We start from the raw sequence: 16,150 nt of genomic DNA on the forward strand, positions 1-16,150 counted from the left end.
GCTGGCGACCATAGCAAGAGTGAACCACCTGATCCCTTCCCGAACTCAGAAGTGAAACCTCTTTGCGCTGATGGTAGTGTGGGGTTACCCATGTGAGAGTAAGTCATCGCCAGCTCATTATTCAAAAATCCCCCTGCTAAAAAGCAGGGGGATTTCTTTTTTATAAAATGAAAAAAATAAGAAGGAAAATATCAACAATCTTCATCGTCATGATTACAGCGAGGATGACGTATACTAGACTCATCGACGGAGCGGATATGTCCCTAAATTCATCTTCAAGCCATATCGAATACGGCTCAACTACCTTTAAAGCTGTCTTATTTTCTTTATTTCTGGCTGGTTTTGCTATATTTTCATCCTTATATGCGATCCAGCCGATGATGCCGATACTGGCAGACTATTTTCAGGTTTCTCCTGCGCAGAGCAGTTTTCCCCTGTCATTTTCAACCATTGCACTGGCCATCGGTCTATTATTCACTGGCTTCATCTCAGACCGTTTTGGCCGTAAACCAGTAATGGTCTGGTCGTTATTTTCTGTTTCACTATTACTGCTACTTAGTGCTGTGTTACCGATCTGGCCGGTATTTTTAAGTACACGTATCATGATTGGACTAGCAGTCAGTGGTGTTGCAGCAGTGGCAATGACCTATATTGGTGAAGAAATTGCTGAAAAAGATATTGGCTTTGCCATGGGCCTTTATATTTCTGGAACTGCAATTGGCGGAATGAGTGGTCGCATGATTGCCGGAGTACTGGTAGATTTTATTTCATGGCAGTCGGCCATTCTGATCATTGGTGTGCTTAATCTGCTGATTGCTTTTATTTTCCTTGGTCTGTTGCCGAATTCCCGCCACTTCAAAGCGTATCCGATACAGTTGCGCCGGTTTAAAACGGCTTTTCAGTATAGCTGGCGTGATCCGAAACTCAGTATCTTGTTTCTACAGGGTTTTATTTTGATGGGCTGCTTTGTTTCCATCTTTAATTATCTCAGCTATCGTTTGCTAGAAAGCCCATTTCACCTGTCTCAAGCCTGGATTGGATTGATATCCATCACTTATCTGACCGGTATTTACAGTTCACCGAAGGCATCTTCTTGGAGTCGGAAATTTGGTCGTTTACAGGTTTTGCTGGGAATGATAATAGTGATGTTGCTCGGCCTGGTGCTAATGCTATGGAATAGCGTGATGGCAGTATTTATGGGGCTGCTGATTTTTACTTTTGCATTTTTTGCTGCACATTCAACAGCCAGTAGCTGGGTCTCGGTTCTCTCCCTGCAATATCGTGCCGTAGGCTCATCTTTATATCTGTTTTGTTATTATCTGGGTTCAAGTTTTTTGGGCAGCTCTAGTGGATGGGTGTGGGAGCAGTTTGGCTGGAATGGTTTGAGTATTTTTGTTGGCTTATTTTTGTTGCTCGGACTAGGACTGACTCTTCGTTTAAAAGAATTTTCAACCAAGTAGCCGATTTAAGCTCATCGCGATGACCTATTCCTGCAAATATAATAGGATCGCCTTTTGTATAAATTATAATCAAGCAACCCGAAATGAATTCATGCTAAAATAGTCGGCTTTCATCTTTGATCTATTTTCTGATCTTCCATCTGCCAGCCGAGAATTGCTAGCCATGTCTACTGCTTATACCGCTCAGACCGCGCCTAAAGCGTTGTTTGATTACGACAAATATTGGGCGTCATGTTTTGAACCCGCGCCTTTTTTGCCGATGTCACGCGAGGAAATGGACCAACTCGGTTGGGACAGTTGTGACTTTATTTTTGTCTGCGGTGATGCGTATATTGATCATCCGTCATTTGTGACCGGGATTATTGGACGGGTACTGGAAGCACAAGGTTTTCGCGTGGGGATTATTGCCCAGCCGGATTGGACCAATGTAGAAGCCTTCCGTGTACTGGGCAAGCCAAATATTGCCTGGGGGGTGTCTGCCGGTAATATGGACTCGATGATCAACCGTTATACGGCGGATCGTAAAATCCGTTCGGATGATGCCTATTCTCCAGATAACCAGCCGAATAAACGCCCGGACCGTGCTGCAACCGTCTATTGTCAGCGTTGTCGTGAAGCTTTCCCAGATGTGCCAGTATTGTTAGGTGGGATTGAAGGTTCGCTGCGTCGTATCGCGCATTACGATTACTGGTCAGATAAAGTCCGTCGTTCAATTTTGATGGACTCTAAAGCAGACTTACTGATGTATGGTAACGGTGAACGTTCGATTATTGAGATCATGCATCGTCTGGCCAAAGGTGAAAAAATTCATCAGATTACGGATGTTCGTGGTACTGCATTTATTATCAATAAACATAACCGTGCGGCAAAAGCCCAATTTGTAGAAATCGCATCGAATGATGTCGATACCATTGGTCGTGTCGACCCGATCATCAACCCATATGTGATGAGCGAAGATATTGATGGCTGTGAAATTGAAAAAGAAAAAGGCAACAGCTTAACTCAATATCAGAATTTCCAGAAAGAAGTGGTAGCCAACCCGATTGTGCGTGAAGGGGATCAGCTTGATCCAGATACGCAAATTGTGCAGCTACAACCGGCATCTAAAGCGATTAAACACAAATTACCGCCACGTGAATTAGCAGTGATTCGTTTGCCTTCTTTTGAAGAAGTGGCCAATGACCCGGTGCTGTATGCACATGCCAACCGTATTCTGCATTTGGAAACCAATCCAGGGAACGCGCGTGCGCTGGTACAAAAACATGGCGAGCGTGATGTGTGGATCAATCCACCACCGATTCCACTGACCACCGAAGAGATGGATTATGTGTTTGACCTGCCTTATGCACGTCTGCCACATCCATGTTATGGAGAGGCACGCTTCCCGGCTTTTGATATGATCAAGTTTTCGGTCAATATCATGCGTGGCTGTTTTGGTGGCTGTACTTTCTGTTCAATTACCGAGCATGAAGGTCGTATTATTCAGAACCGTTCTGAAGAATCAATTTTGCGTGAAGTGGAGAAGATTCGTGATACGGCGCCGGGCTTTACTGGCATTATTTCGGACTTGGGTGGCCCAACCGCCAACATGTACCGTTTGGCCTGTAAAGATCCTGAGATTGAGAAGAATTGTCGTAAGCCGTCATGTGTATTCCCGGGCGTGTGTCAAAACCTGCATACTGACCATGCACCATTAACGCAGCTGTACCGTAAAGCACGTGCCTTGCCGGGCATTAAAAAGATTCTGATCGGTTCTGGTCTGCGTTATGACCTTGCGGTACTGAATCCGGAATATGTCAGAGAGCTGGTCACGCATCATGTCGGTGGGTATCTGAAGATTGCACCAGAGCATACCGAGAAAGGTCCATTATCCAAGATGATGAAACCGGGCATCGGCACCTATGACCGTTTTAAACAGATGTTTGAGCGCTTCAGTAAAGAAGCAGGTAAGGAGCAGTATCTGATTCCTTATTTCATCGCGGCGCATCCCGGTACAACCGATTATGACATGATGAACCTGGCAATTTGGTTGAAAAAGAACGGTTTCCGTGCTGATCAGGTACAGACCTTCTATCCATCACCGATGGCCACAGCCACCACGATGTATTACACCGGTAAAAACCCACTGGCAAAAGTGGCTCGTTATACCGAAGATATCGACGTGGTGAAAGGGGAAAAGCGTCGTCGCCTGCATAAAGCTTTCTTGCGTTATCATGATCCAAACAACTGGCCTTTACTGCGTGATGCACTGAAAGAAATGGGACGGGCCGACCTGATCGGGAATTCAAAACAGCATCTGATTCCAGCCTACCAGCCACAAAATGCGGAAGGACAATATCAGTCAGCACGCAAGAAAAACTCGACGGTTGCAGGGGATTCACAAAAACGGAGCAATTCGAATGGTCATCGCAACCAGAATTCTAACGCGCGTCCAAAGAAAGGCCAGCTATTGACCCAGCATACCGGCCTGCCACCACGTGAAACCGGTGATTCCAAAAAACCTTTCGGAACTGCAAAACCGAAAGCCAACCCTAAGTCAAAATCGCGTACTTAAACCATCTCTATAAAAAAGACACTTCGGTGTCTTTTTTTATTCAATAGGTCAATGATAGAGTTTTTGAGTACTTACTGTAAGAAAAGCGCTTTTATATATTGATCCGGGTGCTAGAAAAAATGCTATAGAAATAACACTTTGTCGGAATTGTCTGACAATGGGATGAATGAGTATTGTACAGTCGGGTATAAGTGCTTTAAAGTTCACAATCAGTGATTTACACCTGTCCGGACAGGAGGTCTGAGCAGTGGTGTACTGGATTATATTTCCCCTTGAATTTGATAACAGTTGTATGTTTATTGCATTCGTATGTGTTTAAGACTGCTCAACATAAAATCTGGGGTATATATTGAACAACAATAAAACAAGAAAGATTATAAAAATGCAGGGACAGAGTCATGACTACCTACCTTATGATTGGGAGTTTCTTGCTCTTGTGTGTCGTACTCGCGGCATGGAAGAGTGTAAGGGACAGACCTCAACCCCAAGATAGTGCTCTCAAACAGCGAGCTATCTTTAATTTAAACGAGCAATTGACCTTGACCCGGCTCAAAGAAGTTTTGCCGGAATATACGATATTGGCTCATGTATCTTATGATTCGCTTTTGACCACCAAATTTAACCGTACACGGCATAAATACCGTAATCTGATTGCAGATTTTGTGATTCTGGATCAGCAATATCAGGTGATGGCCGTAGTGGCTCTGGATGATCCATTGCTGCTCAAACGTCCGCAGAATTCGCATTTTCAGGATGCCTTGCTGAATATGGCCGGTTATCGGGTGATTCGCTATGAAGATGTGCCTGAATATTATCAGCTGCGGCATGACTTCCTGAAAGAGCAGGAGCAGGCTGAAAAAAATCCGAAATATACTGCCATCAATGATATAAAAAAATATCATCTCTATTCAGATTTGGAACGACGCAAGATAAAGGCCGTGGGTTAGCATGAATAGCGCCAGAAATAGAAAAAGCATGCAGGGTGCATGCTTTTTTGAGGCCATCCAGATTTAACTGTTCTATATTTTAGGGTTTAACAGCCACCACCGTCAGCTCCACCAACACTTGTGGATCATACAGCTTGGCTTCTACGCAGGTACGAGGCAAGGCCTGAATATCTGCAACCCAGGCATCCCAGACTTCATTAAAGGCTGCATAATCTTGTTCAATATCTTTAAGGTAAATAGTCACGGACATGATTTGGCTTTTATCAGTACCCGCCTCTGCCAGGAACTGGTCAATGAGATCTAGAGTCTGCTGGGTTTGACCTCGAATATCTAAACTCAGGTCTGTGGCCAATTGACCAGCCAGATGAACCAGATTGCCGGCAATGGCAATCTCAGAAAAGCGTTGGGAGACATGCAAACGTTGAACAGACATGAGTGAATCCTGTGTTTTGGGTATCAAGGCTGCTACCAGACGGGTGAGTAGACAACCTGCCGTTAGATAGATCGCTACATCATGCCATGAACCGTCTGCCCAAATCACTAAGGATGCGCAATAAATAGGATAAAACCGCCGCCAGTATTGTGGAAAAACGGGTCTTGAAACATGTGGGTGGTCAACAGTGCTGTAGGCAAGAAAATCCTAGCAGTCGGCTACAGACCAATGAAATTGGAGAGTGCTGCTTTACACGCAGGTTGTTCTTGAACAATAGAGGGGGAGGATTTATCGAGGCATTCCATACGCTATATCAGAGTTGCCCTGTAATCTTCGGATTTGATCGTCACGCTAATCACAGGACATTATGCTGAAAGTAAAGGTGATTTTCAGCATCTCGGCATATACATGGATAATGCATTGCGCAGATAGATTACTCTAAAAAAACAAAATGTGAAAATAAAGTTGCGGTATTTTTAAACCAGTGTCTAAAACTTGTACAAAACCGGCTTAAAGCAGGCTGAGTTGGCTCTCCATTTCATGGGCGGCAAGCTGATAGACACCGAGTCCGATCAGCCGGAACTGGAGCTGGGGATCAAGATGCATCTCTTGCAGCAATAAAGTTAAGGCCTGCTCCAGTTCTTGCGGACTACGCAGCAGCTGCCTGAAGCTCTTGCTGTGTTGCATGATCTGAAAGTTCTTCATTTTTAATTTAACAGTGACGCCACGAGCAGTGAGCCGCTTTTTGTCCAGACTATACCAGAGCTGGGCAATTAAGGGCTGCCAATAAGGCTGGCATTCGGATAAATACAGATCCTCATCAAAAGTTATTTCTTTGGAAATTTGTTGACGTTCCCGTTCTGCTTCTACCGGCCGCTCATCAATCCCTTGGGCATATAAAAACAGGCGTTGTCCATATTTACCAAAATGCTGAATTAGCACCGTCTCTTCAACCTGCTGCAAATCGCCCAGAGTATTCAGATGTAAGTTTTTCAGCTTTTCCTGAGTGACCTTGCCGACCCCCGGAATTTTCTTGAGTGGAAGATCCCAAATAAAACGTTGTACTTGTGAGGGTTTAATCACACAAATGCCATTGGGTTTGTGCCAGTCGGAGGCAATTTTGGCTAGAAACTTATTGGGCGCCACACCAGCAGACGCAGTCAGTCCTATGTTTTGAAAAATATCTGCCCGAATACGCATGGCAACTTCAGTTGCACTCGGTATCTGTTGCAGGTTTTCGGTCACATCCAGATAGGCTTCATCTAGAGAGAGGGGTTCAATAATTTTGCTGTAGGACTGTAAAATCTGATGAATTTCTGCAGATACCTGACGATATTTGGCAAAATCTGGCTCAATCACAATCGCCTGAGGACAAAGCTTACGGGCCTGAGTCATGGACATGGCAGAGCGCAGGCCAAACTCCCGGGCAGGATAGGAGGCAGCCACCACCACCGCCCGGGGATGATGTGCAGCGATTACTACAGGCAAGTGGTGTAATTCTGGACGTTCACGCAGCTCGACCGAGGCATAAAAAGCATCCATATCGATATGAATAATTTTGCGCATATCCAAGATCTTAAGTGGCTTTGTGCGGCTTGGAAAGAACAAGTATGGCTAAATAAGGTGCGGCTCCACTCAATAGGGCGCTCTGTGGCCATCCAAGCTTTTCCAGAATCTTAGGCCAGATGAATAATTTTCGGATGTATAACCGTGAGCAAGATTAAACTCTAAACCGGGCAGAGTAAAGCTATTGCTGGATGAAAGGTGCGGACTGCTTCTGAGGAGGAATACCATTTTGTTCTAAAAATTGATTCCATTCCCGTTTTGAACCATAAAAGACATTCAGGTCCACCGAGGTGTGAATACCGGGAATTTTACCTTGGCTACTATGCTGCCAGAAAGTCCAGTGGGGTTGATCCTTTAGGTCGGGCAAACCTTGATATTCGCGTACCCAGAGCGGAACCTCTGCAAAAGAGCCTGCCAGCACAAGATTATAAAATGACTTAGACACATAAAAGATTGGCTGCTTGCCATAATGGTTTTTTAACCTGTCATGCATGATCTGGATTTGGTTGAGCAGCTGCTCTTTGGAATAGTGCTGAATACACGTGCTGTCATATTCCAGATCAATCGCAGGTGGTAGTGCATCGCTTTTATAGGGCACTGTGTCGATAAAATTCTGTGCTTGAATTGCGCCATCCCGGCAGAGCCGGTAAAAATGATAAGCCCCCACCAAAAAGCCTTGTTCACGTGCTGTGAGCCAGTTGTGCTGAAACCGACTATCTTTAAAATCACCGCCTTCGGTCGATTTTAGATAGACAAATTGATACTTCTGTTTCGGAATCTGGTTCCAGTCAATTTCTTTTTGATGATGAGATACATCAAAACCATGAACCGGATAGTCCGCCGCATGCGCAGAGGGCTGTTTAAGGAAGAAAACATAGAGTCCCGTGCCTAGCACGCAAGTCAGCAGCAGCCCAGTTGCTATTACGGAGTGTTTTTTCCAGAACGCGGAAGGGGGAGCTGCTTTCATGCTGAATTATGCCCTGTCTGGAGCTGCCAATATTGAACTCATATTGTGCCCTAGACCAAGGTGTTTTTGGGGATATGCCAAAAAATATACGCGGCAATAATATTGATGGCACCCAGACAGATGAGAGACACATGGAAAGCACTGTCTAGCTGCTCGGGGCCAAAATAGGCACTCAGCATATTCACCAGTGTCCCTGCCAGTGCGACCCCGATACTCATCGACAGCATCATGATCATTGACAGGAAACTGTTACCGCTGCTTGCATCTTGCTGGCTTAAATCCTTTAAGGTCAGGGTGTTCATCGAGACAAATTGCAGAGAGTTCAGAATCCCAAAAATAAAGAAATGAATGGCCCTGAGCCAGATTGGGGTCTCTGCCGTCGTCAGGGCAAAGCTGGCAATACACAGACCCACCATCAGGGTATTGACCAGCAGAACCCGGCGATAACCCAAGCGCTGGATGATTTTGCGGATAATCGGTTTGGAGGCCAAAGACCCCAGTACCACCGGAATCATCAGCAAGCCTGTAATGAAGGGTTCAAAGCCAAAAGCCACCTGCAGCATTAGAGGCAGTAAAAAAGGAATTGCATTACCCCCTAGGCGGGCAAAGAAATTGCCCAGGATGCCAATTGAATAGATCCGGTTTTTAAACAGGTTGCTGCGAAACAGGGCATTTTGATGCGTATGCGAATGATAGGCATACATGAGGCTGCTCAGTAAACTGCCCCCGATCAGCCCCAAACTCCACCAGAGCGGATATTGCGGGCTAGCAAAATTCTCAATCCCCAGGCATAGGCCAATCATGGCGATGAGCAGTAAGAGAAAACCAAAAAAATCAAAAGGCTGTACTGCAGCTTCAGTTACATTGGGCATGGCTTTAAAGGTAATCAGCACCCCTATTAAACCAATAGGGAGGTTGATCAGAAAAATCCAGTGCCAGGAGAGATATTCAACCATCCAGCCGCCTAAGGTGGGGCCGATCAAGGGGCCAATGAGCCCGGCCAGACTCATTAGACTCATGGCTGATAAAAACTGGGTTCGCGGAATAATCTTCAGCATCGCCAGTCGTCCGACGGGAAGTAGTAGGGCACCACCGATGCCCTGAAACACTCGGTAGACCAGCAACTCGTTCAGGTTATCTGACCAGGCACAGCCCAGTGAGGCCAAAGAGAAGATAATAATCGCTATAAAATATGTATTTCTGACTCCAAAACGGTCAGCCAGCCAGCCACTCAGCGGGATACAGGCAGCAACGGACAGGACATAGGCCACCACCACACTGTGCATCCGTAGCGGATCTTCCTGCAGGTTGGCTGCAATGGCAGGCAACGCAGTATTGATAATGGTGGTGTCCAGACCCTGCATAAAAAAACCGATAGAGACCAGCAAGACCAAAAGTCTGAATTCGGGTTGCAGGGCTTGATGAGTCGGCGTGGCATTCATTCGATTGATTCTGGGCAATTAAGTCTAAATATGTAATTGAATTATAGTGTAAAGCAAAGTGCAGGGCGGTGGGAAAGTAGACAATATTTCTTACACGATGTGGTCACAAAACAATAAATAAACAGTGTGCGCAGCGGAATGACCGGTAGAGAGCTGATTGTTGATGTTTCCAATAAAGCTGAAGTATAAAATCGAGTGACAGTGGGCTGTATGCGGCATGGCCAGGTGTTTATGGAAAAGCCCTGTAAAACCGGAACGGATGAAGTTATTATACAGATGAGTCCTTATTGAACATCATAGCTATCTCAATCACCTTAAAATAAGAATTAAATTTCCAGTATAAATAGGCGCTAAAACAACCGGTTCTTTTTTACTGAAAGAATCAAATGCTTTCACTAAACTGTCATAAAGATGCCATAGTATTGTCACAATTTTATGGTGGGTTAGCGATAGGTTCGTGAATGTCCACAGATGATATAGGCTTCTTTTTTTATGACTATTGAAATTTTAATGGTAATTGGCTTTTGTTTAGCTGCCTATTCAATTGTCGGGAATGACGTACCCCAAACCTTGGGTACTTTTATTTCGTCAAACTCCCACCGTCCCTGGTGGCTGCTGTGGATTTATATCAGCACTATTTTGGTCGTGGTATTGATCTACGGCTGGTATAGCTCTGGTGTCGGGGATGCCTCTTATGGGCGTCTGGAAACGATTCCTTTCCCTGAGGGTGGTATTACCTGGCTCTATGTCGTGCCGCCTCTGCTCCTGATTCTCCTGACCAAATATGGTATTCCGGTCAGTACCACATTCCTGGTCCTGACAATTTTCTCCCCAAGCAGTCTGGGTTCAATGCTGACCAAGTCCATGATGGGCTATGCGGTGGCTTTTTTTGCCGCAATCATCATCTACCGCTTTGTGGTGAACAAGCTGTCGGTTTATTTTAGTGAAACCCGTGATCAGCAGCATTCCCGTTTGTGGGTGGCCTTACAATGGCTGTCAACGGCATTCCTGTGGAGCCAGTGGCTGATTCAGGATCTGGCCAATATCTTTGTGTATGTACCGCGTCAGGTACCGTTTGAATTCCTGCTATTTGCCATTTCTGTCTTTGTTCTGCTGCTGGGTGTCATCCTGTATCAGCGTGGTGGCGCCATCCAGAATATTGTCGATACCAAAACCGGCGTGACCGATGTGCGTGCTGCCACCATCATTGACTTTATGTATGCGCTTATTCTGCTGGTGTTTAAAGAGTGGAGCAATATCCCAATGAGTACTACCTGGGTATTCCTGGGACTGCTGGCCGGTCGTGAATTTGCCATGTCGATGCTAATTAATGAAGTCAACAAGCACCGTACTTCCCGCAATGTGAGCAAAGATGCCATGAAACTGATGTTAGGTCTGGCAATCAGTATATTTCTGGCGACGACCTTGCCGTGGTTCTATAATCTGATTTCGGGTTAAGCGGTTTGAAAATTGTAAAAATATAGGCATCAAAAAGCGGGCATCAGGCCCGCTTTTTGATGCGGGAAGACTTAGCCAACAAAGCGTTTTGGCGTATCCAGATTCAGCAAGCTGTTATAAATCTGGTCAGCGTGTTCACACACAATCAGTTTGGCACGGTGTTGGGGTGGCAAGAAGCCTTCCTGTACTGCAAGATCAAGCTGGGCAATCAGCGGATCATAAAAACCATTCACGTTATACAACATCATCGGTTTCTGGTGCTGGTTGAGCTGGCCCCAGGTGGCAATTTCCAGAATTTCTTCAAACGTGCCCAGACCGCCGGGTAAGGCCACAAAAGCACAAGCACGTTCTGCCATAAGGGCTTTGCGCTGGTGCATGCTGGTCACAATATGCAGTTCGGTCAGCTGATGATGGGCAATCTCATAATCCAGCATGAATTCGGGAATGACTCCCACTGCCTCTCCGCCATGCTGAATCATGGTGTCAGCCACTTGGCCCATTAGACCAATACTGGCACCGCCATATACCAGGCCAAAACCGTGTTCGGCCAGCCCTTGGGTGAGCTGAATGGCTTTTTCCTGATAAATAGGTTTATTTCCGGCACGAGAACCACAATAAAGGGCGACCAAAGGACGCGTTGTTTTGGGGGAGTTATCTTTAAAATAATCGGTCATTTCTTTTACACTTTGCATTTATTTTCTTCACCTTATCATTTTTTTCTCTGGCGGCTGCAACTTAATAAAAAAATATGACAATTCCATCAGTCGCTCGTTGATCTGGGCGTGATTCGCTCCGAATCTGTGTAGCTTGCATGAAAACTGATGAAATTCAGATTGATCTTGCTATACTGAAAATCTGTTTCACAACAATAGAACTTACATGGGTAGTCGAAGTTGGCGCTTTAAGCAGATTCATCGCCATAACACAACACAGAATAATCAAGCTGAACCGCAGTCTGGCATCAGCACACAGGGACTCACTGATCTTCAGGAGGTTCACCCATGATTTTTGAATGGATGTCAGACCCGTCTGCGTGGGTAGGCTTGCTCACCCTGGTTGTTCTTGAGATTGTTCTCGGGATTGATAACCTCGTTTTTATTGCCATTCTGGCGGAAAAATTGCCGCCAGAGCAACGAAATACCGCCCGCATCGTCGGCTTGATGCTGGCCTTGTTAATGCGTCTGGTGCTGCTGGCTTCAATTGCCTGGGTGGTGACTTTAACCGAACCGCTGTTCCATATTCTGGAACATCCATTTTCAGGGCGTGACCTGATCTTGCTATTTGGTGGGGTGTTCCTGCTGTTTAAAGGCACCATGGAGTTACATGAGCGGATTGAATCCAAACCGCATGTGAAAGAAGAAAATCCGGTACATGCAGTCTTCTGGATGGTCATCGTACAGATTGTGGTGCTGGATGCCGTGTTCTCACTCGACAGTGTCATTACCGCAGTCGGCATGGTTGATCATCTGTCTATTATGATGATTGCAGTGATTATCGCGGTGGGCATTATGTTGTGGGCTTCCAAAGCCCTGATGGATTTCGTCAATAAACATCCAACCGTGGTCATTCTGTGTCTGGGTTTCCTGATGATGATCGGCTTTTCGCTGGTGGTCGAAGGTTTTGGTTTCCATATTCCAAAAGGCTATCTGTATGCGGCGATTGGCTTCTCGGTTATCGTGGAATTTGTCAACCAGACCATGCGACGTAACCAGGAAAAAATGGTGACAACGACTGACCTGCGTTATCGTACGGCTTCAGCCGTGATGCGGATGCTGGGCGGAAAACCGGCCAAAGATACAGACCATCCTGAGCCTGAAGATGTGCTGGCGACCCGTGCATTTGCCGATGAGGTGTTTGATAGCGAAAACAGCGTCTATCACAGCGTGATGGTGCAGGGCGTATTGGGATTATCCGAGCGTCCGGTCAAGTCGGTCATGACTCCACGTCCTGAACTGGAATGGATCGATCTGAATGAAAGCGAGGACAGCATCAAGAACCAGCTGCTGAACATGAGCCATTCGCGTCTGATCGTGGCACATGGCGAGCTGGACAATATCGCTGGTGTGGTGCTGACCCATAAAGTCTTGAATGAATATATTGAAACTGGCCTGCTTGACTTTAAAAAGCATCTGCGAGAGCCAGTCATCGTGCATGAAAATGTGCAGGTTTTAATGGTAATGGATCAACTGCGTCAGGCACCCTTACAAATGGCACTGGTCCTGAATGAGTATGGTTCTATTGAAGGGATCGCCACGCCAATTGATGTGCTGGAAGCAATTGCTGGTGAATTCCCGGATGAAGATGCACTGGAAGCCTCGGCAGAAAGTCTGGAAGATGGCAGCCTGTTACTTGAAGGTTCAATTGATATTCGTCATGTTTCGCTGCTTCTGGACCGTGACCTGGTGAATGAGCTGGAAGAATATTCGACTTTATCTGGTTATATCCTGTTCCATATGGGGCGTTTGCCAGAAAATGGCGAGAAATTTACAGCCGATGGTCATATCTTTGAGGTGGTGACCATGGATGGCCATAAAATCGAGAAGGTGCATATTATTCCTCAGGTACCAAGTTCAGATTAAATGGCTTCGGCAGCAAATCTGGAATTGAAACTTTGATAAAATAGCTCGCTTCAACGGGCTATTTTTTATGAGAAATGAACATGTCAGGATGTCCTTGCGGATTGGGTGAATATGAAAGCTGTTGTGAGCCGTTGCATAAAGGACAGCAAGCGGCTATCACGGCAGAACAGCTGATGCGTTCCCGCTATAGTGCTTTTGCCAGACAGCAGATTGACTATATTCAGTCTACGACTGCTTTAGGGCAACAGCAGGCTTTGGATATTCCCGCCATTCATGACTGGAGTGTCTCGAATCAGTGGCTACAGCTGGACATTGTACAGGCCAATGAAAAACTGGATAAAAGCCATGCGCTGGTCGAATTTAAGGCCCATTTCCATGATGGCAAACAGGTCCAGGTTCATCATGAAGTTTCACATTTTGTTAAACAGGCGGGACGCTGGTATTTTCTAGATCCGACGTTAGAGCAGAGGCTGACCATGAAGCAGCCCTGTATTTGTGGTTCAGGGAAAAAACTTAAACAATGTTGTGAGCAATTTCTATAACTTTTCGAGTGATTTAGCTTAGAATATCTGCCATCTCAAAGCCTCAGGTGGAAGCAGGGCGATGTTGTTGCTCATAATCTATATTATTGCCATTACCGCAGAAGCGATGACCGGGGCATTGTCCGCTGGTCAGCGCAGTATGGATTGGTTTGGGGTGATGCTGATTGCCTGTGTTACGGCACTTGGCGGTGGTTCAGTCCGTGATGTGCTGTTGGGGCATTACCCCCTGACCTGGGTGAAACATCCTGAATATCTGGTGCTGACCTGTTGTGCGGCCTTTGTGACCATCCTGATTGCCAAATGGATGCGTCATCTGCGTAATATTTTCCTGATCTTAGATGCTCTGGGACTGATTGGCTTTACCATTATTGGCTGTCAAATTGCTTTGGAAATGGGACATGGCTTTGTGGTCAGCGCCGTGGCCGGTGTATTGACTGGAGTTTCAGGCGGTATTTTACGCGATATTTTATGTAATGATGTGCCGCTGGTGTTCCGTCGCGAACTGTATGCCAGTATTTCCTTTGTATCGGTCATTTTCTACTGGCTTTGTACCCATATCGGTATGTCGCTGGAAGTTACCGTCATTTCAACCCTGATTTTTGGTTTTAGCCTGCGCCTGATTGCCATTTATTTTGGACTGGAAATGCCAAAATTCATTTATAAAGATAATGATGAGCAATCTGCTTCTTCCAAAGACGCTTCTTGATTTTGTCGGTTTTTCTTGATGTAGCGAGCCGGATCGGCTCGCTTCTGCTTTAATGCAGAGTATAAAAATAAACTCGCTCCTACTTTTGTTGGGAAAACAGTGGTTTCCGTTCACCTGCACAGAGATTGATTATGGACTTAGTTTCCCGCTTGCAACGCCTACCAATCGGTAAATTTCACTATACCTTACTCGTGGTGATTGGACTGGGGTGGATGTTTGATGCTATGGACACCGGACTAATCTCCTTTATTCTGGCCAAAATGGCAGAAGACTGGCAGATGAGCGCGGATGAAAAAAGCTGGGTGGTTTCTATCGGTTTTGTGGGAATGGCGATTGGGGCGATCTGCTCAGGAGGCCTGGCAGATCGCTGGGGCCGTAAAACCGTGTTTGCCGGGACTCTGGTGGTTTACAGTCTGGCAACTGCGGCCTGTGCCTTTGCTCCTAATTTGACCTGGTTACTGGTCTGCCGTTTTGTGGTGGGATTGGGACTGGGTGGGCAGCTTCCAGTGGCCGTGACCTTGGTCAGTGAATATATTCCGGCGCATGTGCGTGGCCGGTTTATTGTCTTGCTGGAAAGTTTCTGGGGGCTGGGCTGGTTGTGTGCCGCACTGATTGCCTATTTCGTAATTCCAACTTTTGACTGGCATACCGCATTTCTGGTTGGTGGAATTCCGGCCCTGTATGCGATTGTGATCTGGAAAATGGTACCGGAGTCCATTCCGTTTTTGATCAATCGGGGCCGTCTGGATGAAGCACATGCACTGGTGAGAAAGATTGAAGCGCAATGTGGGGTCGAGGTTATTGAAATCTTTGAGGTCAAACCGGTGGCAGAAAAACAGAATATTTCCTTTAGCCAATTGTGGTCAGGGATATTTGCCCGCCGGACCCTGATGCTCTGGCTGATCTGGTTCGGGATTATTTTTTCCTATTACGGTATTTTTACCTGGTTACCGAGTCTGCTGGTCAAAGAAGGCTATAGTATCGTGCAGTCTTTTGAATATGTGCTGATCATGATTCTGGCCCAGTTACCCGGCTATCTGGTGGCTGCCTGGCTGGTAGAGAAACTGGGGCGCAAACTGACGCTGGCCGGCTTTATCGGCATGTGTGCACTTTCAGCTTATTTCTTTGGCCAGTCCGGCAGTGTCACTGAAATTGTGGTCTGGGGCTGTTTGATGTCATTCTTTAACCTGGGTGCCTGGGGAGTGCTCTATACCTATACACCAGAGCAGTATCCTACCAATATCCGTGCTTTCGGTTCAGGCTGGGCCGGGGCAATTGGCCGTCTTGGCGGTATTGTGGCGCCCTTTGCAGTAACCCATTTAATGATCATGCCAAGCGGTTTCAGTTATGTATTTACCATGTTTACCGGGGTGTTGATTCTGGTGGCTTTGGTGATTTTAATCCTCGGTGAAGAAACCAAAGGCCGTACACTGGAATCCATGGGATTGTAGCAGCGCGAATTTCTGGTTGCTCAGACCCTGCAAAATGGATATTTT

At 46.2% G+C, this 16,150-nt stretch carries 13 protein-coding genes and 1 rRNA gene; 9 read left to right on the top strand and 5 right to left on the bottom strand.

Annotated elements, in window-relative coordinates; all coding sequences use genetic code 11:
- The 4 genes from rrf to E2K74_RS04925 all read left to right on the top strand — a co-directional run bounded on the left by rrf (window position 1) and on the right by E2K74_RS04925 (window position 4,961).
- A 5S ribosomal RNA gene (rrf, locus tag E2K74_RS04910) occupies window positions 1-115 on the top strand.
- Between the two features lie 142 nt (window positions 116-257).
- Window positions 258-1,460, top strand: a complete 1,203-nt coding sequence (locus E2K74_RS04915; protein WP_151206606.1) for an MFS transporter — start codon at window positions 258-260, stop codon at window positions 1,458-1,460.
- Between the two features lie 163 nt (window positions 1,461-1,623).
- Window positions 1,624-4,014, top strand: a complete 2,391-nt coding sequence (locus E2K74_RS04920; protein WP_151206607.1) for a YgiQ family radical SAM protein — start codon at window positions 1,624-1,626, stop codon at window positions 4,012-4,014.
- 398 nt (window positions 4,015-4,412) lie between these two features.
- A complete protein-coding gene (locus E2K74_RS04925) occupies window positions 4,413-4,961 on the top strand; it encodes a DUF2726 domain-containing protein (RefSeq protein WP_151205042.1) in 549 nt (182 codons plus the stop codon).
- Window positions 4,962-5,040: 79 nt separating this feature from the next.
- Here E2K74_RS04925 and E2K74_RS04930 read toward each other — a convergent pair whose 3' ends face one another.
- From E2K74_RS04930 to mdtD, 4 genes are all read right to left on the bottom strand, one after another.
- Window positions 5,041-5,394, bottom strand: coding sequence for a RidA family protein (locus tag E2K74_RS04930; RefSeq protein ID WP_151205040.1), 354 nt, complete (start codon window positions 5,392-5,394; stop codon window positions 5,041-5,043).
- Between the two features lie 510 nt (window positions 5,395-5,904).
- Window positions 5,905-6,960 carry a DNA polymerase IV gene (gene dinB / locus E2K74_RS04935; protein WP_151206608.1) on the bottom strand — a complete coding sequence of 352 codons (1,056 nt, stop codon included), beginning with the start codon at window positions 6,958-6,960 and terminating at the stop codon, window positions 5,905-5,907.
- Window positions 6,961-7,141: 181 nt separating this feature from the next.
- Window positions 7,142-7,927: a GH25 family lysozyme gene (locus E2K74_RS04940; RefSeq protein ID WP_151205038.1), complete on the bottom strand. Its 786-nt coding sequence runs from the start codon at window positions 7,925-7,927 to the stop codon at window positions 7,142-7,144.
- Window positions 7,928-7,977: 50 nt separating this feature from the next.
- Window positions 7,978-9,369, bottom strand: a complete 1,392-nt coding sequence (gene mdtD / locus E2K74_RS04945; RefSeq protein ID WP_151206609.1) for a multidrug transporter subunit MdtD — start codon at window positions 9,367-9,369, stop codon at window positions 7,978-7,980.
- 492 nt (window positions 9,370-9,861) lie between these two features.
- Between mdtD and E2K74_RS04950 the strand changes: the two genes are divergently transcribed.
- Window positions 9,862-10,827, top strand: coding sequence for a hypothetical protein (locus E2K74_RS04950; RefSeq protein ID WP_151205036.1), 966 nt, complete (start codon window positions 9,862-9,864; stop codon window positions 10,825-10,827).
- 71 nt (window positions 10,828-10,898) lie between these two features.
- Here the strand turns inward: E2K74_RS04950 and E2K74_RS04955 are convergent, their stop codons facing one another.
- Complete coding sequence (locus E2K74_RS04955) at window positions 10,899-11,519, bottom strand: TIGR00730 family Rossman fold protein (RefSeq protein WP_151205035.1); 621 nt, start codon at window positions 11,517-11,519, stop codon at window positions 10,899-10,901.
- 309 nt (window positions 11,520-11,828) lie between these two features.
- Between E2K74_RS04955 and E2K74_RS04960 the strand changes: the two genes are divergently transcribed.
- The 4 genes from E2K74_RS04960 to E2K74_RS04975 all read left to right on the top strand — a co-directional run bounded on the left by E2K74_RS04960 (window position 11,829) and on the right by E2K74_RS04975 (window position 16,105).
- On the top strand, window positions 11,829-13,406 hold the full coding sequence (locus E2K74_RS04960) for a TerC family protein (protein ID WP_151206610.1): 1,578 nt from the start codon (window positions 11,829-11,831) through the stop codon (window positions 13,404-13,406).
- A gap of 74 nt (window positions 13,407-13,480) precedes the next feature.
- On the top strand, window positions 13,481-13,948 hold the full coding sequence (locus tag E2K74_RS04965; RefSeq protein ID WP_151206611.1) for a YchJ family protein: 468 nt from the start codon (window positions 13,481-13,483) through the stop codon (window positions 13,946-13,948).
- Window positions 13,949-14,009: 61 nt separating this feature from the next.
- Window positions 14,010-14,654 (top strand): trimeric intracellular cation channel family protein, encoded by a 645-nt coding sequence (locus tag E2K74_RS04970; RefSeq protein ID WP_151205032.1) that lies wholly within the window; start codon window positions 14,010-14,012, stop codon window positions 14,652-14,654.
- A 131-nt stretch (window positions 14,655-14,785) separates the two neighbouring features.
- Window positions 14,786-16,105, top strand: coding sequence for an MFS transporter (locus E2K74_RS04975; protein ID WP_151206612.1), 1,320 nt, complete (start codon window positions 14,786-14,788; stop codon window positions 16,103-16,105).
- Window positions 16,106-16,150: the final 45 nt, after the last annotated feature.

It is taken from the genome of Acinetobacter sp. RF15B (genome assembly GCF_007558235.1).
Lineage (GTDB): Bacteria > Pseudomonadota > Gammaproteobacteria > Pseudomonadales > Moraxellaceae > Acinetobacter > Acinetobacter lwoffii_C.

Coding starts and splice junctions, on each gene's coding strand:
- E2K74_RS04960 (WP_151206610.1), top strand. CDS start 11,829: ATGATTTTTGAATGGATGTCAGACCCGTCTGCGTGGGTAGGCTTGCTC.
- E2K74_RS04955 (WP_151205035.1), bottom strand. CDS start 11,519: ATGCAAAGTGTAAAAGAAATGACCGATTATTTTAAAGATAACTCCCCC.
- E2K74_RS04950 (WP_151205036.1), top strand. CDS start 9,862: ATGACTATTGAAATTTTAATGGTAATTGGCTTTTGTTTAGCTGCCTAT.
- E2K74_RS04920 (WP_151206607.1), top strand. CDS start 1,624: ATGTCTACTGCTTATACCGCTCAGACCGCGCCTAAAGCGTTGTTTGAT.
- E2K74_RS04970 (WP_151205032.1), top strand. CDS start 14,010: ATGTTGTTGCTCATAATCTATATTATTGCCATTACCGCAGAAGCGATG.
- mdtD (WP_151206609.1), bottom strand. CDS start 9,369: ATGAATGCCACGCCGACTCATCAAGCCCTGCAACCCGAATTCAGACTT.
- dinB (WP_151206608.1), bottom strand. CDS start 6,960: ATGCGCAAAATTATTCATATCGATATGGATGCTTTTTATGCCTCGGTC.
- E2K74_RS04965 (WP_151206611.1), top strand. CDS start 13,481: ATGAACATGTCAGGATGTCCTTGCGGATTGGGTGAATATGAAAGCTGT.
- E2K74_RS04925 (WP_151205042.1), top strand. CDS start 4,413: ATGACTACCTACCTTATGATTGGGAGTTTCTTGCTCTTGTGTGTCGTA.
- E2K74_RS04915 (WP_151206606.1), top strand. CDS start 258: ATGTCCCTAAATTCATCTTCAAGCCATATCGAATACGGCTCAACTACC.
- E2K74_RS04930 (WP_151205040.1), bottom strand. CDS start 5,394: ATGTCTGTTCAACGTTTGCATGTCTCCCAACGCTTTTCTGAGATTGCC.
- E2K74_RS04940 (WP_151205038.1), bottom strand. CDS start 7,927: ATGAAAGCAGCTCCCCCTTCCGCGTTCTGGAAAAAACACTCCGTAATA.
- E2K74_RS04975 (WP_151206612.1), top strand. CDS start 14,786: ATGGACTTAGTTTCCCGCTTGCAACGCCTACCAATCGGTAAATTTCAC.